The sequence below is a fragment of the Methanobacterium veterum genome, from assembly GCF_000745485.1.
GTDB lineage: Archaea > Methanobacteriota > Methanobacteria > Methanobacteriales > Methanobacteriaceae > Methanobacterium_D > Methanobacterium_D veterum.
Genome location: NZ_JQJK01000008.1, coordinates 633529 through 651176 on the forward strand (window position 1 = coordinate 633529; position 17648 = coordinate 651176).

20 protein-coding genes, 1 tRNA gene and 1 pseudogene are annotated in these 17648 nt (G+C 32.2%); 14 read left to right on the forward strand and 8 right to left on the reverse strand.

Translation table 11 applies throughout. From position 1 onward, the window contains the following. Positions 1 to 164 precede the first annotated feature (164 nt). Positions 165 to 974 carry a TrmB family transcriptional regulator gene (locus EJ01_RS03315; protein WP_084689113.1) on the forward strand — a complete coding sequence of 270 codons (810 nt, stop codon included), beginning with the start codon at positions 165 to 167 and terminating at the stop codon, positions 972 to 974. Positions 975 to 1067: 93 nt separating this feature from the next. Here the strand turns inward: EJ01_RS03315 and EJ01_RS03320 are convergent, their stop codons facing one another. Further along, positions 1068 to 1727 (reverse strand): alpha/beta hydrolase, encoded by a 660-nt coding sequence (locus tag EJ01_RS03320; RefSeq protein WP_048080469.1) that lies wholly within the window; start codon positions 1725 to 1727, stop codon positions 1068 to 1070. Positions 1728 to 1766: 39 nt separating this feature from the next. Then, a complete protein-coding gene (locus EJ01_RS03325; RefSeq protein WP_048080470.1) occupies positions 1767 to 2327 on the reverse strand; it encodes a flavodoxin family protein in 561 nt (186 codons plus the stop codon). A gap of 216 nt (positions 2328 to 2543) precedes the next feature. Here EJ01_RS03325 and EJ01_RS03330 point away from each other — a divergent pair, with 216 nt between their 5' ends. From EJ01_RS03330 to EJ01_RS03345, 4 genes are all read left to right on the forward strand, one after another. After that, complete coding sequence (locus EJ01_RS03330; RefSeq protein ID WP_048080471.1) at positions 2544 to 2942, forward strand: winged helix-turn-helix transcriptional regulator; 399 nt, start codon at positions 2544 to 2546, stop codon at positions 2940 to 2942. Between the two features lie 212 nt (positions 2943 to 3154). Then, positions 3155 to 3796 carry a hypothetical protein gene (locus EJ01_RS16305; RefSeq protein WP_052375782.1) on the forward strand — a complete coding sequence of 214 codons (642 nt, stop codon included), beginning with the start codon at positions 3155 to 3157 and terminating at the stop codon, positions 3794 to 3796. 31 nt (positions 3797 to 3827) lie between these two features. Continuing rightward, positions 3828 to 4523, forward strand: coding sequence for an MBL fold metallo-hydrolase (locus tag EJ01_RS03340; protein WP_052375783.1), 696 nt, complete (start codon positions 3828 to 3830; stop codon positions 4521 to 4523). Positions 4524 to 4598: 75 nt separating this feature from the next. Continuing rightward, positions 4599 to 5663, forward strand: coding sequence for an AI-2E family transporter (locus EJ01_RS03345; protein ID WP_048080472.1), 1065 nt, complete (start codon positions 4599 to 4601; stop codon positions 5661 to 5663). Positions 5664 to 6325: 662 nt separating this feature from the next. On the opposite strand, the gene EJ01_RS03350 is transcribed toward EJ01_RS03345, so the two are convergent. Then, the gene (locus tag EJ01_RS03350; RefSeq protein WP_048080473.1) at positions 6326 to 7084 is read right to left on the reverse strand and encodes a nitroreductase family protein; all 759 of its coding nucleotides are present in this window, start codon (positions 7082 to 7084) and stop codon (positions 6326 to 6328) included. A gap of 222 nt (positions 7085 to 7306) precedes the next feature. Here EJ01_RS03350 and EJ01_RS17125 point away from each other — a divergent pair, with 222 nt between their 5' ends. After that, on the forward strand, positions 7307 to 7468 hold the full coding sequence (locus EJ01_RS17125) for a hypothetical protein (protein WP_157197538.1): 162 nt from the start codon (positions 7307 to 7309) through the stop codon (positions 7466 to 7468). After that, complete coding sequence (locus EJ01_RS17130) at positions 7461 to 7622, forward strand: hypothetical protein (RefSeq protein ID WP_157197539.1); 162 nt, start codon at positions 7461 to 7463, stop codon at positions 7620 to 7622. Before EJ01_RS17125 ends, EJ01_RS17130 begins: the two co-directional genes overlap by 8 nt. 116 nt (positions 7623 to 7738) lie before the next feature. Here EJ01_RS17130 and EJ01_RS16310 read toward each other — a convergent pair whose 3' ends face one another. Beyond that, positions 7739 to 10063, reverse strand: a complete 2325-nt coding sequence (locus EJ01_RS16310) for a PAS domain S-box protein (RefSeq protein WP_052375785.1) — start codon at positions 10061 to 10063, stop codon at positions 7739 to 7741. Positions 10064 to 10197: 134 nt separating this feature from the next. Here EJ01_RS16310 and EJ01_RS03360 point away from each other — a divergent pair, with 134 nt between their 5' ends. Then, entirely contained in the window at positions 10198 to 10458 is a 261-nt protein-coding gene (locus EJ01_RS03360) for a hypothetical protein (RefSeq protein WP_048080474.1), read from the forward strand. A gap of 23 nt (positions 10459 to 10481) precedes the next feature. Beyond that, entirely contained in the window at positions 10482 to 11081 is a 600-nt protein-coding gene (locus EJ01_RS03365) for a flavin reductase family protein (RefSeq protein WP_048080475.1), read from the forward strand. 16 nt (positions 11082 to 11097) lie between these two features. Here EJ01_RS03365 and EJ01_RS03370 read toward each other — a convergent pair whose 3' ends face one another. Then, positions 11098 to 12324 (reverse strand): aldo/keto reductase, encoded by a 1227-nt coding sequence (locus EJ01_RS03370; protein ID WP_048080476.1) that lies wholly within the window; start codon positions 12322 to 12324, stop codon positions 11098 to 11100. Between the two features lie 66 nt (positions 12325 to 12390). Then, a complete protein-coding gene (locus EJ01_RS03375) occupies positions 12391 to 12951 on the reverse strand; it encodes a TetR/AcrR family transcriptional regulator (protein ID WP_048080477.1) in 561 nt (186 codons plus the stop codon). Positions 12952 to 13532: 581 nt separating this feature from the next. Between EJ01_RS03375 and EJ01_RS03380 the strand changes: the two genes are divergently transcribed. The 3 genes and pseudogenes from EJ01_RS03380 to EJ01_RS03390 all read left to right on the forward strand — a co-directional run bounded on the left by EJ01_RS03380 (position 13533) and on the right by EJ01_RS03390 (position 15118). Next, positions 13533 to 14027 (forward strand): TIGR00288 family NYN domain-containing protein, encoded by a 495-nt coding sequence (locus EJ01_RS03380; protein ID WP_048080478.1) that lies wholly within the window; start codon positions 13533 to 13535, stop codon positions 14025 to 14027. 347 nt (positions 14028 to 14374) lie between these two features. After that, positions 14375 to 14749 (forward strand): annotated as a pseudogene (locus EJ01_RS16880) (GNAT family N-acetyltransferase); the annotation flags it as partial. Positions 14750 to 15034: 285 nt separating this feature from the next. Next, positions 15035 to 15118, forward strand: a tRNA-Ser gene (locus EJ01_RS03390). A gap of 69 nt (positions 15119 to 15187) precedes the next feature. On the opposite strand, the gene EJ01_RS03395 is transcribed toward EJ01_RS03390, so the two are convergent. Continuing rightward, positions 15188 to 15439: a DUF5654 family protein gene (locus EJ01_RS03395; protein WP_048080479.1), complete on the reverse strand. Its 252-nt coding sequence runs from the start codon at positions 15437 to 15439 to the stop codon at positions 15188 to 15190. Between the two features lie 206 nt (positions 15440 to 15645). Between EJ01_RS03395 and EJ01_RS03400 the strand changes: the two genes are divergently transcribed. Beyond that, the gene (locus EJ01_RS03400) at positions 15646 to 16293 is read left to right on the forward strand and encodes a class I SAM-dependent methyltransferase (protein ID WP_211251403.1); all 648 of its coding nucleotides are present in this window, start codon (positions 15646 to 15648) and stop codon (positions 16291 to 16293) included. A gap of 99 nt (positions 16294 to 16392) precedes the next feature. Here the strand turns inward: EJ01_RS03400 and EJ01_RS03405 are convergent, their stop codons facing one another. After that, the gene (locus EJ01_RS03405) at positions 16393 to 16650 is read right to left on the reverse strand and encodes a DUF5654 family protein (protein WP_157197540.1); all 258 of its coding nucleotides are present in this window, start codon (positions 16648 to 16650) and stop codon (positions 16393 to 16395) included. Between the two features lie 389 nt (positions 16651 to 17039). Here EJ01_RS03405 and EJ01_RS03410 point away from each other — a divergent pair, with 389 nt between their 5' ends. Further along, entirely contained in the window at positions 17040 to 17495 is a 456-nt protein-coding gene (locus EJ01_RS03410) for a GyrI-like domain-containing protein (protein ID WP_048080481.1), read from the forward strand. Positions 17496 to 17648 lie beyond the last annotated feature (153 nt).

The following is a 17648-nucleotide window of genomic DNA, read 5'->3' on the forward strand; positions in this document are numbered from 1 at the left end:
AACAAATTACTATAAATACCAAACTAAAATAGGCATTTATGAATTTATCACACGTGTTATACTTAATTTTTCCATAAATCTATTAAGATTTTATAATAGTTAATATAAAATTATATACAACCTTTACATCAAGTTTATTAGGCATTAATAGCAACAATATCCATATGAAAGAGCAAGAGATATTATCGATCCTACAAAAGATGGGAATGACCTATTATGGAGCTAAAGCGTACCATACACTTATAAAAACCGGAACTTCGAACCCTACGGCAATCGCTGAAAAATCAGAAGTTCCTAGAACCAAAATTTATGAAGTACTAAATAAATTAGAAAAAGATAACTGGATAATAATTGAAAAAACTAGACCTGCAACTGTAAAGCCTCGTTATCCTCGCGAAGTTATAGAAGAACACAAATCATACTTGAATTCACAATTAGATGAAATTTCTAGCGAATTAACTATGATCTATGACAATATACTTGAAAATGAAACTCCCCTAATTAGAGTTGTGCATTCACCAGATAAGATTATTCAAATAACAGAACATTTAATTGAAAATGCTAAGAACAAAATAATATTAATGGGCAGTCTATATTTGCCCTATGGAGTTAATATATTTAAAAAAGAACTTTCAAAAGCTAAACAAAGGGGCGTAAGTGTTAGAATCATTGCAGAACATGTTAATACAGAATTTGTTGACTTTTTAGAACATTTGGATAAATACGCAGATATTAAAAAAGGACATCCTTATTACATGAAAAATATGGTGGTAGATAATAAAGAATGTGTTTTTATGATGGCTCAAATTGAAAAGGGAGTCCCAAATGTAGATAGTACAACCATAATATGGATATCCAGCCCATTTTTAGCAGCTTACGTATCCAGTGTCTTTGAAATGGAATGGAAAAAATTAGATTACTACAATAAAGATAATGATTACCAAGATAATCCCCATTACTCTGATGATGAATAAGTATGTACATCCCAAGAATTCATTATCGCATTTATAATAGCCATTATAACCATATAAAAAAGAATAATCAATTTAAACAATTTTAGAATTTTTTTATACATACCATTCATGCAACTTTTGAGTTATAGTTTCAAAAGTTTGCCCAAACAAAAATATGTCATTATGTAACGTTTTATCTATTTGAATAACTTGAGTGTCACCTGATTTTAATTTAGCACATTCAGACATAATTTCAAGTACATCACGCGATCCATAAATAATCAATGATCTACTTTCATCAGGCTGAAACTGTGGAAGATCATTTAAAATATTGAATACAGTACATTTAGACCTGCGTACCCTATAATCCCTTCGTTCCTCAAGTAATTCCTTAGTTTGAGGACTGAATGTTCTGTTCAATGCAGGAGATATTCCAATGGCATAATCTGCACTGCTAATAAGTGAAAGACGCCCACCTAATGAATGACCTACTGCAGTTACTTTCCCAAAAGGTCTAAAATGTGAAATAGCCGTTTCAATATCCAAAAGAATATCTCTATCCAGATCAAGCAGGTGTTCACCATGACCCCTAAGATCTATAGCCCCTACTACAAATCCTTTTTCTGCCATATGCCATGCAACGCCCATCATCTCTTCTTTTAAACCCCCGTAACCATGGACAGCTACAACCGCTCCTATTGGGTTTGGAGGTTTAAAAGTTACACATGGAACTTTTAAACCGTTGCCGTTGATTATTTCTCTTTCAATTTCCATTTTTAGTGTACCATCTTAAAAAATGTAATTTAAAAATACTTAATCCGCTTTAACCAGCTTCTTACCTATTGCTCTGGCTTTTTCAAGGACATCTTTCTTGTCATTAACTGCCCCAGGAGTATTATTATCCTGTGAACTCAACATATCAACGACATTATATCCAAGGAACCCAAACATGTCTTTTGTAGAGTTGTAATATCCTGCAAATGTGTTTTCATCAGGATTACCCTGAGTAAATACCAGTGCCATATCTTTTTTGCCGTATTTTTCTTCAAAACCAGTCATGAATAAAGCATAAAGTCGGTCTGTGAAGAGTTTTGCCTGGGCAGTCATCTGCCACATGTAAATTGGAGATCCAAGTACGAAAGCATCTGCTTCTTTTAGTTCTTTATAAATCTCCTGCATATCATCATCTGTAGCACATTCGCCATCATTGCTTTTACAATGCATACATGCCTTACACGGAGCTATAGCCATTTTATCAAGGTTGAAACTTTTTGTTTCTGCACCCACATCACCTGCTCCTTTAAGCATTTCTTCAACAAGAATTTCCGTATTACCGCCCTCTCTTGGGCTCCCTACAAATCCAAGTACCTTCATCTTTTTTGCCTCCATTTAAAAAATAAACATATTGATCTTTTCATTAACTGCTCTTAAAAAAGCTTTTATATTATGCAGTAAGAGTCTAATTAAATAGATCACATATTATAATGATTTATCTCCCAAATTTCATTCCACTGTCTGTTTGGATGTATTTAAGTAAATTTTGTAACTTTTAAGTGACTAAGTAACCAGTTAGTAACCCGGTGAAAATATATGGCTAATGAAATAACCTGCGACAGCTTTTGTCCTGTAAGTAAAGCTTTGGTATTTATCAGCAAAAAATGGAGTATTGAAATAATCAGAGACATGTTCTTTGGTAAGAAACGTTTTAAAGAATTCAAAGAAAACAAACCTAATTTAAGCAACAAAGTTTTATCTGACTGTCTTAAAAATCTGGAAAATAACGGGATTATCCAAAAGAAAATAATTAATTCAGCGCCCATTTCTACAGAGTACTATCTAACTGAACGAGGAAAAGCATTAAATAAAGTTATATACGAACTAGCTGTTTTTGCTTTGGAAGACTGTGATGATGACGAGTATAAAGAAGAGTCTACCCGTATAAGAATAAAACAGGATTTTAGGGAAACTTTACAAATAGATGATCAATGATTATAACCTTGATTCAATGATTTTGCAGCTCAAACACGAGCATTCCCAACCAAAGATTTTTGAAATGTTTTTACCCTACAAAAACAATGTTTTCAAGGGATTTTAAGGCAAATATAGGGCGAATCAACACGCATAATGATAAAAGAAGAATTTTAGGAAAACTTTACAGATAAATGATTAAATACTAATTGCCTAATTAAAAGAGGGATATCTTGGCTAAAAACGATTTAATTTCAGAAATATCTGATAAAAATGTAGATGTAGATAAATTCGCTGAAATTGTAATTAATAAAGAGCCCATACGCCATGAAATAATAAATCAGATGTTAAACAATACACATATAATGGTATACTATCATTCATATAACATCCTTGCTAAAGCAAGTGAATTAAAGCCAGAATTATTCTATAAATATTGGGATGATTTCGCTTCACTGTTAAATCATGAGAACTCATACCATCGAGATTTTGGCCTAACCTTAATTGCCAATTTAACAAAAGTAGATTTTGAAAATAAATTTTCATCGGTATCTAAAAATTATTTTAAACATATAAATGATGCCAAATTCATGACTGCACGCCACTGCATCCAGAATACAGCAAAAATTATGGCAAATAAAAGCGGACTAACGGAAGATATCTTAGATATTTTGTTAAATATAGATGAAATATGTAATTTTTCCGAAAAACAAAAAGCTTTACTAAAATCCGATATTATATATGTATTTGACGAATTTTACGAACAAATAGACAGGAAAGAAATGATAAATAAATTTGTCAAAGTTGAATTGAACAGTATTAGCCCAAAAACTAAAAAAATAGCCCGAGAATTCATTTTAAAGTATGAAATTTAAAAATTTTTAATTAATTTTAAAGGGGAATTCTATGAAAACGTGGGATACTAAAAATTGCACAATTTATCAACTTTTAGAAGGAAGAAGTAACTCTTTTTTAATCAATTCACAAAATAATTACATTCTAATTGATACTGGCCGTGCAAATTCATGGGAAAAATTAAGCAACAAAATTGACGAAATTTTAGGTAAAAATAAATTATCCTGTTTAATATTAACCCACACTCATTTTGACCACGTGGAAAATGCGGCTAAGATAAATGAGAAGTATAAATCCATAATCATTGTTCATCAAAGCGAATCAGAATATATAATGCTCGGTAACAGCCCTTTACCAAAAGGAAGTAATTTAGCTACGGGATTTATGACAGAAGTACTTGGAAAAAAGTTGGAATCCCGATATCAATATGAAAAAGTTAATCCAGATATTAATGTAGATGAAAAATATGATTTAATTGATTTTGGGTTCAATTCATATATTATACATACTCCCGGTCATTCAAAAGGATCCATAAGCATTATTATCGATCATGAAGTTGCCGTTGTAGGTGATGCCATGTTTAGAGTTTTTGGAAATTCCATATACCCCCCTTTTGCTGATGATCCCGATACTATGGTTAAAAGCTGGAATAAATTAATCAATACTAATTGTGATTTGTTTTTACCTGGTCATGGGAAAGAAATCAGCCGAAAATTATTGGAAAGTCAATATGAAAAGTATAAATGAAAATTATAAACGCAAAAAATATTAATGTAGTACATTAAGATAGAATATCAGAATTTAAGGTTTGTAGGTGTCTCAATGATTTCTAATCTTAAAAAAATGTCATTTTCAACTGTAATTCCCCTTATAATAATATTAACACTTCTTTCTCTTGGAATTTTAATTCCAATAATTTCCATGGTGATTTTTGGAGCTATTTTAGCCTATTATGTCCGTTATATATCCAAAAAAATCAAACCCTACGTTAAATACAATACTTTATCCGTATTTTTGGGAATGATTATACTTGCCGTCCCAGTCATTTTACTGTTGTATTTCACTTTTACTCAATTTTTAAGTATTGCCGGATCCTTTTTCGGATCACTTCAACAAGCCGCTACAGGCAATTCTACAATGAACCTGCCTCAAATAACTGATGCGGTACAGAATATCGGCCTTCCAGGCAACATTTCACAGGGCATTGATGAAACTATAAAATCAGCAATTACTCAATTTATATCTTACATTGCTAAATTAGCAGTTGATTTAGTGAGTTCCCTTCCAGGTATTGCTGCACAGCTCCTTATACTAATCTTTTCAGTATTTTACTTTGCCCGTGATGGAGACAAGATAATATCATATATATCCGACATTATCCCTGATAAAGACAAAGATTTCTACCAGCAGATATTTAACAGCGCTGATGATGTTCTCAAAAGCATTATAGTGGGTAATGTTATCCCTGCTGCTATCCTTGGCGTGCTGTCTGGAATCCTGTATTTCTTCCTCGGATATCCTTATGCAATATTACTGGCCATTATAAGCGGAATAGCTATGTTTATACCCATTATTGGCCCCTGGATAGTTTATGGGATCCTTGGAGTCTTCAGCATCCTTGTAGGGAACACTTTTCAGGGAATTATGGTTATTTTCTTCGGATGGATAATCGAAACTTCAACCGACTTTTATATCCGGCCCAGAATCTCAGTCCAATATTCAGAAGTTCATCCACTGGTCTTTTTGCTTGGATTTATTTATGGAGCAGTGACAATGGGCATTCCAGGATTATTTATAGGGCCATTAATACTTGGAATTACTTACGCCGCTTTTAAAATTTATAGAGAAGAAAAAGTGAAGTCAAATAGCTCTCAAAATAAAAATTAATAGGATAATATACCTTTAAAAAGGATAAAAAATATAAAAAGATTAAAGTCTAAAATAAAGTATATTTTAAAAATTTAACAGCTAAAATTTAATAACTTAAGCTATGAATTAAGAGATGATAAAAGTGCAGGCGATCTTCCTATAGATGGAAACTGTTCAGTTTGTGGCGGAACCCTGCAGAAACTATGCGAATTTCTGCGGTCCTCGAAAACTGTCAAAATTCATAAAATTTTGACGCACAAAAAAATGCGAAGCATTTTTCTTTAGCTCCGTTTTCGGGGCATGGAAAAATTCTACGAATTTTTCCGGTTGAAAATTTTCAATTTTCAAACATCAAAATTAAAAATTTCGAATGCCGCGAATTTAAGAAAATTCGCCGGCCCCAAACACATCAGTGTTTTGGGCCTACAAAATCTTCGATTTTGTGGCGTGCAAAACTTAGTTTCACAAACACCGAAAATCTTTGATTTTCGAGCGACCTTGAAATTATTGAAGAACAAATAGAAAAAAGCGAAAACCATTCGATGAACCCAAAATGTACCTCGAAACATGGGAAATTATAAGATGTGCAGACTGTGGCCATATCGAAGGGAAAAAGCTGTTAAGCAGTGACCCACTAACTTAACATCCATTCTTAATTATTATTTTTAAAATTATAAATTTTATTTTATTTTCAAACTGGCAATATACTTGCGTCCATTATGAACATTCGCCCCTGCTGTTTTATCAAATACAATTTCAGCTTTCTTACCAAAATGCTCTGCTGCGATCTGCAAGTGGCAGATAGCAATGCCCATATCTATAGGAATGTATTTTTTTGTGAACCGTTTAATGAAACCAGGTTCAACACTGTAAGCATGAATTAAGTTTTTATCACCGGTGAAAAACCATGGCTGACTGTTAGTTGCAGATGGGGCAATGCGCGCCACTTCCAGTAGTTCGTCTGCGCCAGCTATATCAGTTATTTCACCAAGAGATTTTCTTTTAAATTCTGAAACACTGCTTCTGTGCAATGATCTAGGATCTTTAGGTTTTCCAAAGGCTATGAAAATTACAAAGTCGAGGCTGGAACTCCCCACTAATTCTTTAGTAGGGGCTGGAATTCCCTGCCAGCAGCAGCCTAGGCCATTAACTGAAAAAAATAAATCTGCCTGTTGCAGCATATAACCTATATTGGTTAAATAACCTTCTTTAACCTCTGAAAATACTGCTATATAATGAGGTGCTTCTTTCATCATCCTTCTTTTAACATAATCCGGAGATATGATCTTCAATTCAGTTTTAATATCATCGTAGATAGGTTTTAATGAATTGAGATACTCTGAAATTTCTTTAAGTTTAGCATCGTCAAGAGGGGTTAAATCATAATTTCTAATTGATTTCCTCTTGAATATGTAGGAGTAAAATTTATTTTTTTTCATTTTTCCACCAAGTAGTAGTTATTTTTACATGCCATTTATAAGAATCGAATATCTATTATTCACATTAAAATACGATTTCAAGTTTAATTAGGGTTTTTAGCTGTTAACTATTTTATTATATTTATAAAAAGTTAACGAACTATCTAACTAATTAACTAAAAATAGATATGATTATTTATTTAAATAGTAATATATATTTACATAATAGTATGAGTAGATTGTATGGCAGATAAAGAAATCGTACAGATGGCAATGAGGGCAGAAGTAGATCTTAAAAATGAAATTAAGATTATGGCCATTAAAAAGGGAATAACAATGAATGATCTTCTTGTTAGGTATGTTAAAGATGGGATAGAGCGAGATAAGCGGGAAGAAAATGAATAGAATTATTTCTTCCGCAGCTCAAAAATTTTTATTTTTGAGCGAGGATATTTTTGATCAATCCTTTTTTCAAGGAAAAAAGGTTGAAAGGAATGATCTTCTTGTTAGGTATGTTAAAGATGGGATAGAGCGAGATAAGCGGGAAGAAAATGAATGACCAATTTTAACCTATTTCCATAGAAGCTAAAAAATGAAATTTTTGCAGTTGAAAGGAATGATCTTCTTGTTAAAGAGAGAATAGAAAGATAAACAGGAGGAACGCAAATGACCCAATTAAATTCGGTTTTCATATTTTAATTCTTTAAAAATAATCTTAAACCTCGTACCATTAGTCCTATCCACTTCCAAAGTTCCTTTTAATTGATTTACAAGGATTTTTACCATTTTTAAGCCAAGAGTTTCAACATTTTCCATATCAAGATTTTCAGGTAATCCCACCCCATTATCAGATACAAAAAGTCTCAATTTATCCTGTTGCAGTTTTTTAAGTCCAACTTTTACTATATCTTCTTTGTTAGGGCCGGGAAATGCATATTTAAGACTGTTGGTTACAAGTTCATTAATAATTAAACCGCACGGTATAGCCGTATCAATGTCCATTTTTATATCATCAGCATCTATTTTTAGATCAATAGTTCCTTTCTTAACTCCATAAGAGTAAAACAGATCGGAAACCAGATTTTCTATGTATTCTTTAAAGTTGACATCCTTAAGATCTTCAGATTGATACAGCTTTTCATGGACCATCGCCATAGTTTTAACTCGATTCTGGCTTTCTTTCAGGACATTGATGGTTTCTTCTCCCTCTACACAGCGGGTTTGCAGGTTGAGCAAACTGGATATGATCTGGAGGTTATTTTTCACCCTATGGTGGATTTCTCTTAAAAGTACCTCTTTTTCCATTAAAGACTCTTTAATTTTATTTTCAGCTATTTTATTATCAGTAATATCTAAAAGAGATATCAAACTTTTTTTAGTTTCAGGAATTATAGCAACAGTAGTAAATACATCTTTAATCCTGCCCTGCCTATCAACAAATTTTAATTCATAGTTTCTTGGAGCTAAAGTTGGGTCAATTCGTCTGAGATTGTGATACTCCTCTATTTTCTCTTTGTAATCAGGGGCTATAAATTCCCTCCAGCTTTTTTTACTCTCTATTTCCTCTTTTGAATATCCATAAAGTTTTTCAAATTCTGCATTTACAAGGGATATTGTGGTATCTTCTTCAATTATAATCGTTGCAGTTCCCGTATTTTCAAATATAGTCCTGTAATACGCCTCTGATCTTTTAATACGCTTTTCTGCTTTTTTACGCTCACTAATATCTTTGGAAACCCCTATAACCCCAATTATTTTGCTATTTACATCATGCATTATCGTTTCCCTTACATCCACATACACTTTAGAACCATCTTTTCTTTTACCTTCCCATTCCCCATTATATTCACCAAATTCCAATATTCCTTCTAAATCTGGTTTAAAGTAACGTTTGTTCCTATTTAAATACAGTATTTCAATATTTTTACCAATTATTTCTTCTTCCAGGTAGCCGTAAATTGTTTCTGCTCCCTTATTCCAGTAAATAATTCTTCCCTGAACATCATAGACAATTACGCAATCCCTGACATTAGTTAAAATATTTGCCTGAAACTGCAGCATATTTTCTGTCCTTTTACGTTCTATGACCGGGTGCGTAGTAACAACAACACCATCTATTCCTGGAACATCTATTAAATTTTGAAATACAGATTCTACAGGAATATATTCCCCATCTGCTCTTCTAATCCTAAATTCTGTTGGAATTTCGGGATTTCGTTTTTCATAAACTTCGCATAAGTTCATTTTTACTCTTTCTAGATCGTCAGGATGAACAAAGTTCAGAGGGTTTTTTCCTATAAAATATCCCTCAAAATAACCAAGAATACGTTTTGATGATGGAGAATCGAATATAATACGCCCCTCCTTATCAAGTATGCGGATTAAATCACTAGAATTATTGATTAAAGATCGAAATCTTTCTTCACTTTCCTGTAAAATCAGTTTGCTGTCCAGTAATTTTTTCTTCTCCAGGCCCATTTCACCAATAACACTTGCCAGGTTTGTAAGAAAACTCATGGCTTTTTCAATAAACTCTTCAGAGAACACGTCCACTTTAGATAGTGCATCCAAATATTCATCTTCATCAAACCCATATTTATGCGCCTGTTGCCTGAAAAATTCCATATTTGGAGGTTTAAAGAAAAATTGGCCTGTAAAAAGGTTAGCTAAATGCTCACCTTCAATATAAATTGGTACAGCTATGTCCACAAGGCCATTGAGACATATATGGCTGGATTGTTTTTCACCGGCCTTTAATTTGTCACAAATTCTAGTACCGCTTTCTATACACTTTTTAAGTGTTTCAGGATGTTTACGGTGGAAATTTAAACAGATATCCTGCCAGCCTATAGCAACAAAACCGTCGCTAGACTCAAAAACATTTCCATCCAAATCTTCTAAAGCAGATATAACTCCGGTTAATTCATAAAAACTAGTTAATAGCTCCTTAATCTTATCTATATCAACAAGATCTGTGAAGGAATAATTGTTAGACGTCATTAATTTAACCAGATATATTCTGTCACTGCAATGATTTAAATTTAATTCAAAATTTAATTCATAAATTGAAGATAATATAAAAAAAGAAACTTCAATGATTATACCTAAATAATATAAGTGAAGTAGGGAACATTATGGAATCAGATATCAAGCTTGAAAAACTTAAAAAAGCTCTTAAACATAGAAATTGTACTGTAAAAAAGCATTCTAATGTTATGGAAATTACATTTGAAAATGAAGGAGATGCGAACTGGTTTGAAAGTATTTTTGAGTACTATCAAAAAGAATCTGCAGTATGCTGCCTAATGCCAATAAGGCCAAAAAATGCCCCTTCCAAATTCATATTCAATGTTAAAGACATGAATAGATTCATTGAACTCATAAAAGAAGATTAAATTAAATAATTTGGAGAAAAAACATGAAAGAAAGCATTGGACCAAGAACTATAGGTTTCCCTACACCTGTCTTTATAGTGGGATCATATGATGATGAAGGAAACCCAAATATAATGAATGCTGCCGCTGCAGGTATGTGCTGCTTTGTACCTCCTTGCATATACGTCTCTTTGCGTGAAGCGACTTACACTTACCACAATATCCTGAAAAGGAAAGCATTTACTGTAAGTATTCCTCCTGAAAAATATGTTGTGGAAGCAGATTATTTTGGACTTGTTTCTGGAAAAAAAGCAGATAAATTTGAAGTATCTGGTTTAACTCCAGTTAAAAGCGAACTGGTCGATGCACCGTATGTTAATGAATTTCCAGTGATACTGGAATGTAAATTAAAAGAAACTGTCAATTTAGGGTCTCATACTATGTTTATCGGAGAAGTTCTGGATTTAATAGCAGATAAAGAAGTTTTAATTGATATAACCTCCAAATCCGGAAAAAATTTACGCCGAATAGATCCTGAAAAATTTTTACCTATTATTTTTGATATGTCTACTCGAAATTATTATAAACTGGGTGAAAAAATAGGTGATGGGTTTTCAGATGGCTCAAGATTACTAAAAAAGTAAGTAAAAAGTTATTTATTTATAACCTTGAACTTAAAGACATGAAAGCACTGAAAACTGGCACAAGTACTGCTTTTCCAATTTTCAATTTATATTTAAAACCCCTACCCCCAATTTCTTTTGAAACATCACCTAAACGTTCAGGGATATCTATTTTTTGAGGGCATGCCTTTATACATTTCCCACAGTCCGTGCAAAGTCCTGCATGGGTTTCATCACCGCCCATGACACCACCTAATTGTCCTAAATAAAGAAAAGAAGCCCTAAATCCTTCATCGAACATGTATTTATGATTGTAAATTTCAAAGCATCTTGGAATGTCAACTCCCTTTGGACAGGGCATGCAGTAACCACATCCTGTACAATCAACTGCCATGAGATCTTCATAGACCTCTTTAACTTCATCGTAAAGTTTTAATTCATCTTCAGCAAGCGAATTTGGTAAAGCTTCAGTTGCAACTTTAATGTTCTCTTTAATCTGCTCTTCATCACCCATTCCAGATATAACACATGTAACCTCAGGATGATCCAAGACCCACCTTAAAGCCCAGTCTGCAGGACTCCTTTTAACCGGAGATTTGTCCCATATTTTCAGCGTCTTTTCGGGGACTTTTCCAGCAAGAAGACCGCCTTTTAACGGTTCCATAATGAAAACAGCTATTCCTTTTGAGTGAGCATATTTTAAACCTTCAGTACCTGCTTGAGTTTGTTCATCCAAATAATTATACTGAATTAAACACGCATCCCAATCATATGCGTCCACAATTTCTTTAAATGAGTTAACATTATCATGAAATGAAAAACCGATATTTTTTATTTTTCCCTTTGCCTTGGCATCCTCTAAAAATTCAAAAACTCCAATTTCTTTTAGTTTTTCAAAGCTGCCTTTACCTAATGAATGAATCAAATAATAATCAATATAATCAGTCTGGAGTTTTTCAAGCTGTATTTCCAGATATTTTTCCATATCATCATATTTTTTAATGAACCACGACGGCATTTTCGTGCAGAGCTTTACCTTCTCTCGGTATTCACCCTGCAGTATCTCTCCTAAAAATGATTCGCTTGCTCCCCCATGATAAGGATATGCTGTGTCAATAAAATTTATTCCATTATCTATTGAATCATAAATCAGTTTCTTAGCGCTTTCTTTATCAATCCTACCTGTTTTTGTAGGGAGCCTCATTGCACCAAATCCAAGTGCTGAGATTTTATCGCCATTTTTCTCAATTTCTCTCATCTGCATCTAACTACCTCACCCATCTGTCGATTGACCTGTCAGTCTAATAATTACTAAATATATTGAATTTTACTATTTTGAAATTCCATCCCATAAAAGTTCAAAAGCCATGTCTAAATTCTTTTCATTTAATTTTTCAGGATATTTTTCAAAATGGGTTACTACCGTAACTACATTACCCCAAAAATAATCCATTACCATTTCAAAAGAGATTTCTTTTATTTTTTGTTTTCCAATGCCGTTTTTATAAATCCCAAGCATGCTTTCAGCATGTGATTCAACCTGTTCTTTGGTAAGTGAAGTTATATAAGGAGAACAGTGGAAAGTAAGTATAAACTGGAATTTATATGGACTATTAACGCCAAAACGCACAAATTTAAGCCATAATTCTTTAATATTTTCTTTAAATGCTTTTTTATCGTCGTAATGTTCGCTGATTTCACATAACATGCTTTCTTTGGTGTATAAATACAGACGATTTATAAGTTCTTCTTTAGTTTTAAAATAGTGGAATAGAGTTCCTGTAGCAACGCCTGCTGTTTTTGCGATCTCTGCAGTGGAAGTTCCGTGAAATCCCCTTTCAACAAAAAGTTTTAGGGATGCATCCAGTATTTTTTGTTCTTTCTCTTTCAAAGTAACACCATGCAAATTAATTTAACACACACGTTATAGACTGATTAGTCAATTTAGTATTTAATATTTATGATCTACATAATTAATGACAATAATTTTGTAGTGAAATTCATGAAAATGAAAGTTTTTGCGGCCCACAAAATCCGTAATTTTTTGGGGTTGCTTAGTATTTGTGATATAACTAATGTAAAAAAATTAAAGATTGCTTAACTTTTGATATCTGAAGTGGCATAAAAATTCATAAAAAATAAAATGTCTAATCACACTTAAATTTCTTGAATACATTTGATTGAGGGCGCTAACTTATAACAAGTTTGAATTAAGTCCCCAATTCATTAATTTTTCACCCAAAATGAGAGTTTTTATTGGTTAGATTTGGTAATGATTTGGGCATATCTATTTAATAGATTATAAATAATAAAAGATATATATTAACTATGAAAAATTTCCATTTCAACGACCAAAAATCGTGACCCTGAAAATGAGAAACTTTCCAGTTATAATCAATAACTAGATATATTTCAAAATAATATATTAAAATATTCATTCAAATTATTTAAACAAATAATTAGGAGGAAAAAATGCGCAATCTAGAAAAATTAAGTTCATTCAAACAGTATATTCCATTGACCAGGCGATCCAATGAACGAAATATTGGACTGCTTGTAGATGGGCCAAATATGCTCAGAAATGAATTCCATCTGGATCTAGAAATGATAAAAGAAATAGTATCAGAAAACGGTACAATAAAGGTTGCAAAGGTTCTTATGAACCAGTACGCTTCAGACAAACTTATAGAAGCTGTAGTAAATCAAGGTTTTACTCCCATAATAGTCGCAGGAGATGTAGATGTTCAACTTGCTGTAGAAGCTTTCGAACTTGTTTATAATCCTAATATTGATGTTATTGCTCTTATGACTCGTAATGCAGACTTTTTACCATTAATAAACATCGCTAAAGAAAATGGGAAAGAAACCATGGTAATTGGAGCCGAACCTGGTTTCAGCGTAGCCTTAAAAAACTCCGCAGATAGTGCAATAGTTTTAAATACACAACCAACTCCTGAAACTGCCTAATGATTCACCTTTTATCATTTTACCTATTCACTCTAAGTGAAATATTTTATCCTTTTTAATAGGTAGATCCATGGAATTTGTTCATAACTTTTTTTATTTTCTCTAATTTTTAAATACATAATCAGCTTTTCAATTTATGAAAAACTATTCTCCATTAAATTCAGAGGACTAATATGATTTATCTAAAAGAAGCAGTGCTGCAAGACAGAAAAAATTTACAACTGGCTTTATTTTTCAGACTTTTCCTCTTTTCTAAATGAATTACAATCTTCTGGCCAAATTCCTTCACCCCATAAATTTAAAGAAGATTATGAAGACTTTTTTTTGAAAGTTCTAGTCCAGAAAAAGGACAGGGATACATTATAATTATTAAAGAAAATGAAGAAGATGAAATAGGGTTTATATCCTACACATCCTTTCATTTAATAAACGGAATTGCCGAACTGGACATATGGCTTAAATCACTTAATTATACCGGCAAAGGGCATGGAACATCTGCTTTAAAGAATTTAAGTGAGAGATTATTCAATGAAGGATTTCATACTTTGATTATAAGGCCTTGTGCAAAAAATATTCGAGCGGTAAATTCATATAAAAAAGCAGGATTTGTTGAATCTGTTTTTGAACCTGAAAAATATTATAAAAAAGAATATATTGACAAATATGCACCTGGAGATTGTAAAGAGGGTGAAGATATATTTATGGTATTAAAAAATATTTAAAATAATTTTGCCAATATTTTTAACAATAAAACTTTTAATTCAGTTTAATCTAATATTTATTGACAACAGTTTTGCGGAGCAATTCACCTGCTCAAAAATCATTTGCCGGGATAGTCAAGTCCAACCGCTCAAAAATCGTTAAATTTTTGGCGCCCCGAACATGAAATGTTCGAGGGCTTTTTTAAAAAAGCCGTCGAAAATCGAAGATTTTCGGGCTGCAAAAACATTGTTTTTGCAAGGTTGATCAAAAACACTCTCCTCTAAAAACCAAATAAAAAATCATTTGCCGGGATAGTCTAGTCAGGTAAGGCGTAGGATTCGAAATCCTATGAGCGTCGCTCACCCTGGGTTCAAATCCCAGTCCCGGCGTAATTTCCTTTTAAAATGAAACTAAATATGTAATTATTCCAGAATTTATATAACTACTTAAATGAGTGCCTATTTTTTTGGCATTTCCACACCATATCGCGCTAAAGATCTTGCAATTACATAAGTTGCTATGAGGGCTATGATAGTTACAATTATGGCATAGATAAAGAGTCCCATGAGCGCATTACCGGTGCCTATATACAAAAGGATCAAAGCTTGTATTGCCTGGTTCCATGCAAGTGCGGCAATTAAACCAAATGCAGCAGTGATTAAAGCAGCGAAAGTTTGCAGAAATAATTTTTTTGAATCATCACTATCCATTCAGTTACCTCCAATTTATTTAGTAATAATAATTATATAAATAATGTTATTTATTTTGTTCAGTTTAGTTAAATTGAGTTAAAAGAGGTTGTTATAACAAATAATAATTTACAAAAAGTACGGATAATTTATATTTAATATCATAAGACAGTATGATTACTATTTTTTAGCCAGATTTATATTACTAAATAAACATAAAAAACAATATGAATGTTATAATAACTATCCTGTTGATTATTTTAGTAATCTTCATTTTATGGCAGGTACTTATAAGGGTCTTGAGACGATTTTTTGATTTTCCAGCCCCTGCATTTATAGGTAAGTTTTTAGACAGTGATTTTAGAAGGAAAATGCAGCCCCCCGACAAAATAATTAGCAGAAGCAAAATAAAAGAAGGAATGAAAGTTCTGGAAGTAGGATGCGGCAGCGGTGCATTTACAACATTTGTGGCAAGAGCTGTTGGAGATAAAGGTGAGGTATTTGCACTTGATATACAGCCAGAGATGTTAAAACAGATAGAAAATAAACTAAAACAGCCTGAAAATAAGGATATAAAAAATATCCATCTAATTGAGGGAGATGCACTCAACATGCCCCTAGAAGACAACACTTTTGATCTGGTATATAGCATAACAGTTTTTCAGGAGCTGCCAGATAAAAATAAAGCGTTGAAAGAAATGAAAAGAGTTTTAAAACCTAATGGAATTCTCGCAATTACCGAGTTTTTACCTGATCCAGATTACCCCCTCAAATCAACTACTGTTAAAATAGGCACGCGTGAAGGTTTTATTTTAGATGATATTGGCGGAAATTTCTGGAACTACACAGCACGGTTCATAAAGCCCCATAATTAATTTAATTAAAATTAAAGTTCAATTCACTGAAATAACATTTTTTTTAATATCCAAGACCTATTCCGTATATTAAAAAGAAAATAAAATTAAAAAGTCAATTTATTTCTTATTAAGCTCCATCCCATACCGCGACAAAGCCCTTGCGATTACATAAGTAACTGAAATAGCTATAACTGTAACAATTATCGCATATACAAATAATCCCATTAATTCATTACCTGATTTGAAGAATTGAGCAATCAAAGCTTTAATAGCTTCATTCCAGGCAAGAGCTGCAATTAACCCAAATGCTGCAGTAATCAATGCCGCAAATGTTTCAAGGAATAGTTTCTTTGCATCTACTTCTCCCATGTACATCCTCCCAAAATGGATTAAATGATAATGATTCCCTCAACATATATACTATTCCATGAAAAATAAAAATCAAATATTGCTTTTTACATTCCAATCCTGCCCTTAACTTATATCCTTGAAAGGGAAGTGCGAATCATTTATTTTAAATTAGTTATCGCCCTCTAGAACAAATTTCAACTGAAAATATCCCCTCAAGTTTTAAAATACTATTTTTTTATTGTAAAAGTAATTTATTGTCTTTATTTACATCTAAAAAATAGAAACATGTCCCTATTTCGAATTAGATTAGTTTTCAGGTGCTCTTACATAAATGAGTATCCTTATGAGATTCATATTTACAGTACATGTTCTAAAAACTAATTTAAAAATATAAGCCTATTTAGAGGCGTTTTATGGAAATAAAATTTAAAAATATCAAAGAAAAGCAGGTAGCATATATAATAGCAACCGGACGTGACAATATACCCTACATTTTTGGTGAATTAATAGAGTACATTATAAAAAACAATATATTAACTATTGAACATTATTACTGTACCTTTTTTAACAACACCATCAATGTAGACCATGAAGAGTTGCATTATGAAATAGGAATTCCCATCACGGGAGATGTGTCTGGAGAAGGGAGGATACAAATTAAAAAAATACCTGAAAATCAAGTTGTATCAACTATACATAAAGGCAGCTATAATAAGATGAATCAGGTCTACCACACTTTACTGGAACATGCCGTTAAAAATGGATATTTAATATCCGGACCTGCTACTGAGATTTATATTAACAGCACCCCTGAAGTCTTAAGAAATGAAGTATTAGTTGAAGTGCGTTTTCCTGTAATTAAAAAGTAAATATGCATTTTTACAATCGTTTTTCATTTAATACAAAATAATAAATCCATTTGACCAATAAACGTGATATTATTCTTATTTTAATATTTAGTAGTTTTCATGCGCTCTTACTAAATCTATATTTCTATTATCCATATACTTGTTATAATATAA

Coding starts and splice junctions, on each gene's coding strand:
- EJ01_RS03315 (WP_084689113.1), top strand. CDS start 165: ATGAAAGAGCAAGAGATATTATCGATCCTACAAAAGATGGGAATGACC.
- EJ01_RS03320 (WP_048080469.1), bottom strand. CDS start 1,727: ATGGAAATTGAAAGAGAAATAATCAACGGCAACGGTTTAAAAGTTCCA.
- EJ01_RS03325 (WP_048080470.1), bottom strand. CDS start 2,327: ATGAAGGTACTTGGATTTGTAGGGAGCCCAAGAGAGGGCGGTAATACG.
- EJ01_RS03330 (WP_048080471.1), top strand. CDS start 2,544: ATGGCTAATGAAATAACCTGCGACAGCTTTTGTCCTGTAAGTAAAGCT.
- EJ01_RS03340 (WP_052375783.1), top strand. CDS start 3,828: ATGAAAACGTGGGATACTAAAAATTGCACAATTTATCAACTTTTAGAA.
- EJ01_RS03345 (WP_048080472.1), top strand. CDS start 4,599: ATGATTTCTAATCTTAAAAAAATGTCATTTTCAACTGTAATTCCCCTT.
- EJ01_RS03350 (WP_048080473.1), bottom strand. CDS start 7,084: ATGAAAAAAAATAAATTTTACTCCTACATATTCAAGAGGAAATCAATT.
- EJ01_RS17125 (WP_157197538.1), top strand. CDS start 7,307: ATGGCAGATAAAGAAATCGTACAGATGGCAATGAGGGCAGAAGTAGAT.
- EJ01_RS17130 (WP_157197539.1), top strand. CDS start 7,461: ATGAATAGAATTATTTCTTCCGCAGCTCAAAAATTTTTATTTTTGAGC.
- EJ01_RS16310 (WP_052375785.1), bottom strand. CDS start 10,063: ATGACGTCTAACAATTATTCCTTCACAGATCTTGTTGATATAGATAAG.
- EJ01_RS03360 (WP_048080474.1), top strand. CDS start 10,198: ATGGAATCAGATATCAAGCTTGAAAAACTTAAAAAAGCTCTTAAACAT.
- EJ01_RS03365 (WP_048080475.1), top strand. CDS start 10,482: ATGAAAGAAAGCATTGGACCAAGAACTATAGGTTTCCCTACACCTGTC.
- EJ01_RS03370 (WP_048080476.1), bottom strand. CDS start 12,324: ATGCAGATGAGAGAAATTGAGAAAAATGGCGATAAAATCTCAGCACTT.
- EJ01_RS03380 (WP_048080478.1), top strand. CDS start 13,533: ATGCGCAATCTAGAAAAATTAAGTTCATTCAAACAGTATATTCCATTG.
- EJ01_RS03395 (WP_048080479.1), bottom strand. CDS start 15,439: ATGGATAGTGATGATTCAAAAAAATTATTTCTGCAAACTTTCGCTGCT.
- EJ01_RS03400 (WP_211251403.1), top strand. CDS start 15,646: ATGAATGTTATAATAACTATCCTGTTGATTATTTTAGTAATCTTCATT.
- EJ01_RS03405 (WP_157197540.1), bottom strand. CDS start 16,650: ATGTACATGGGAGAAGTAGATGCAAAGAAACTATTCCTTGAAACATTT.
- EJ01_RS03410 (WP_048080481.1), top strand. CDS start 17,040: ATGGAAATAAAATTTAAAAATATCAAAGAAAAGCAGGTAGCATATATA.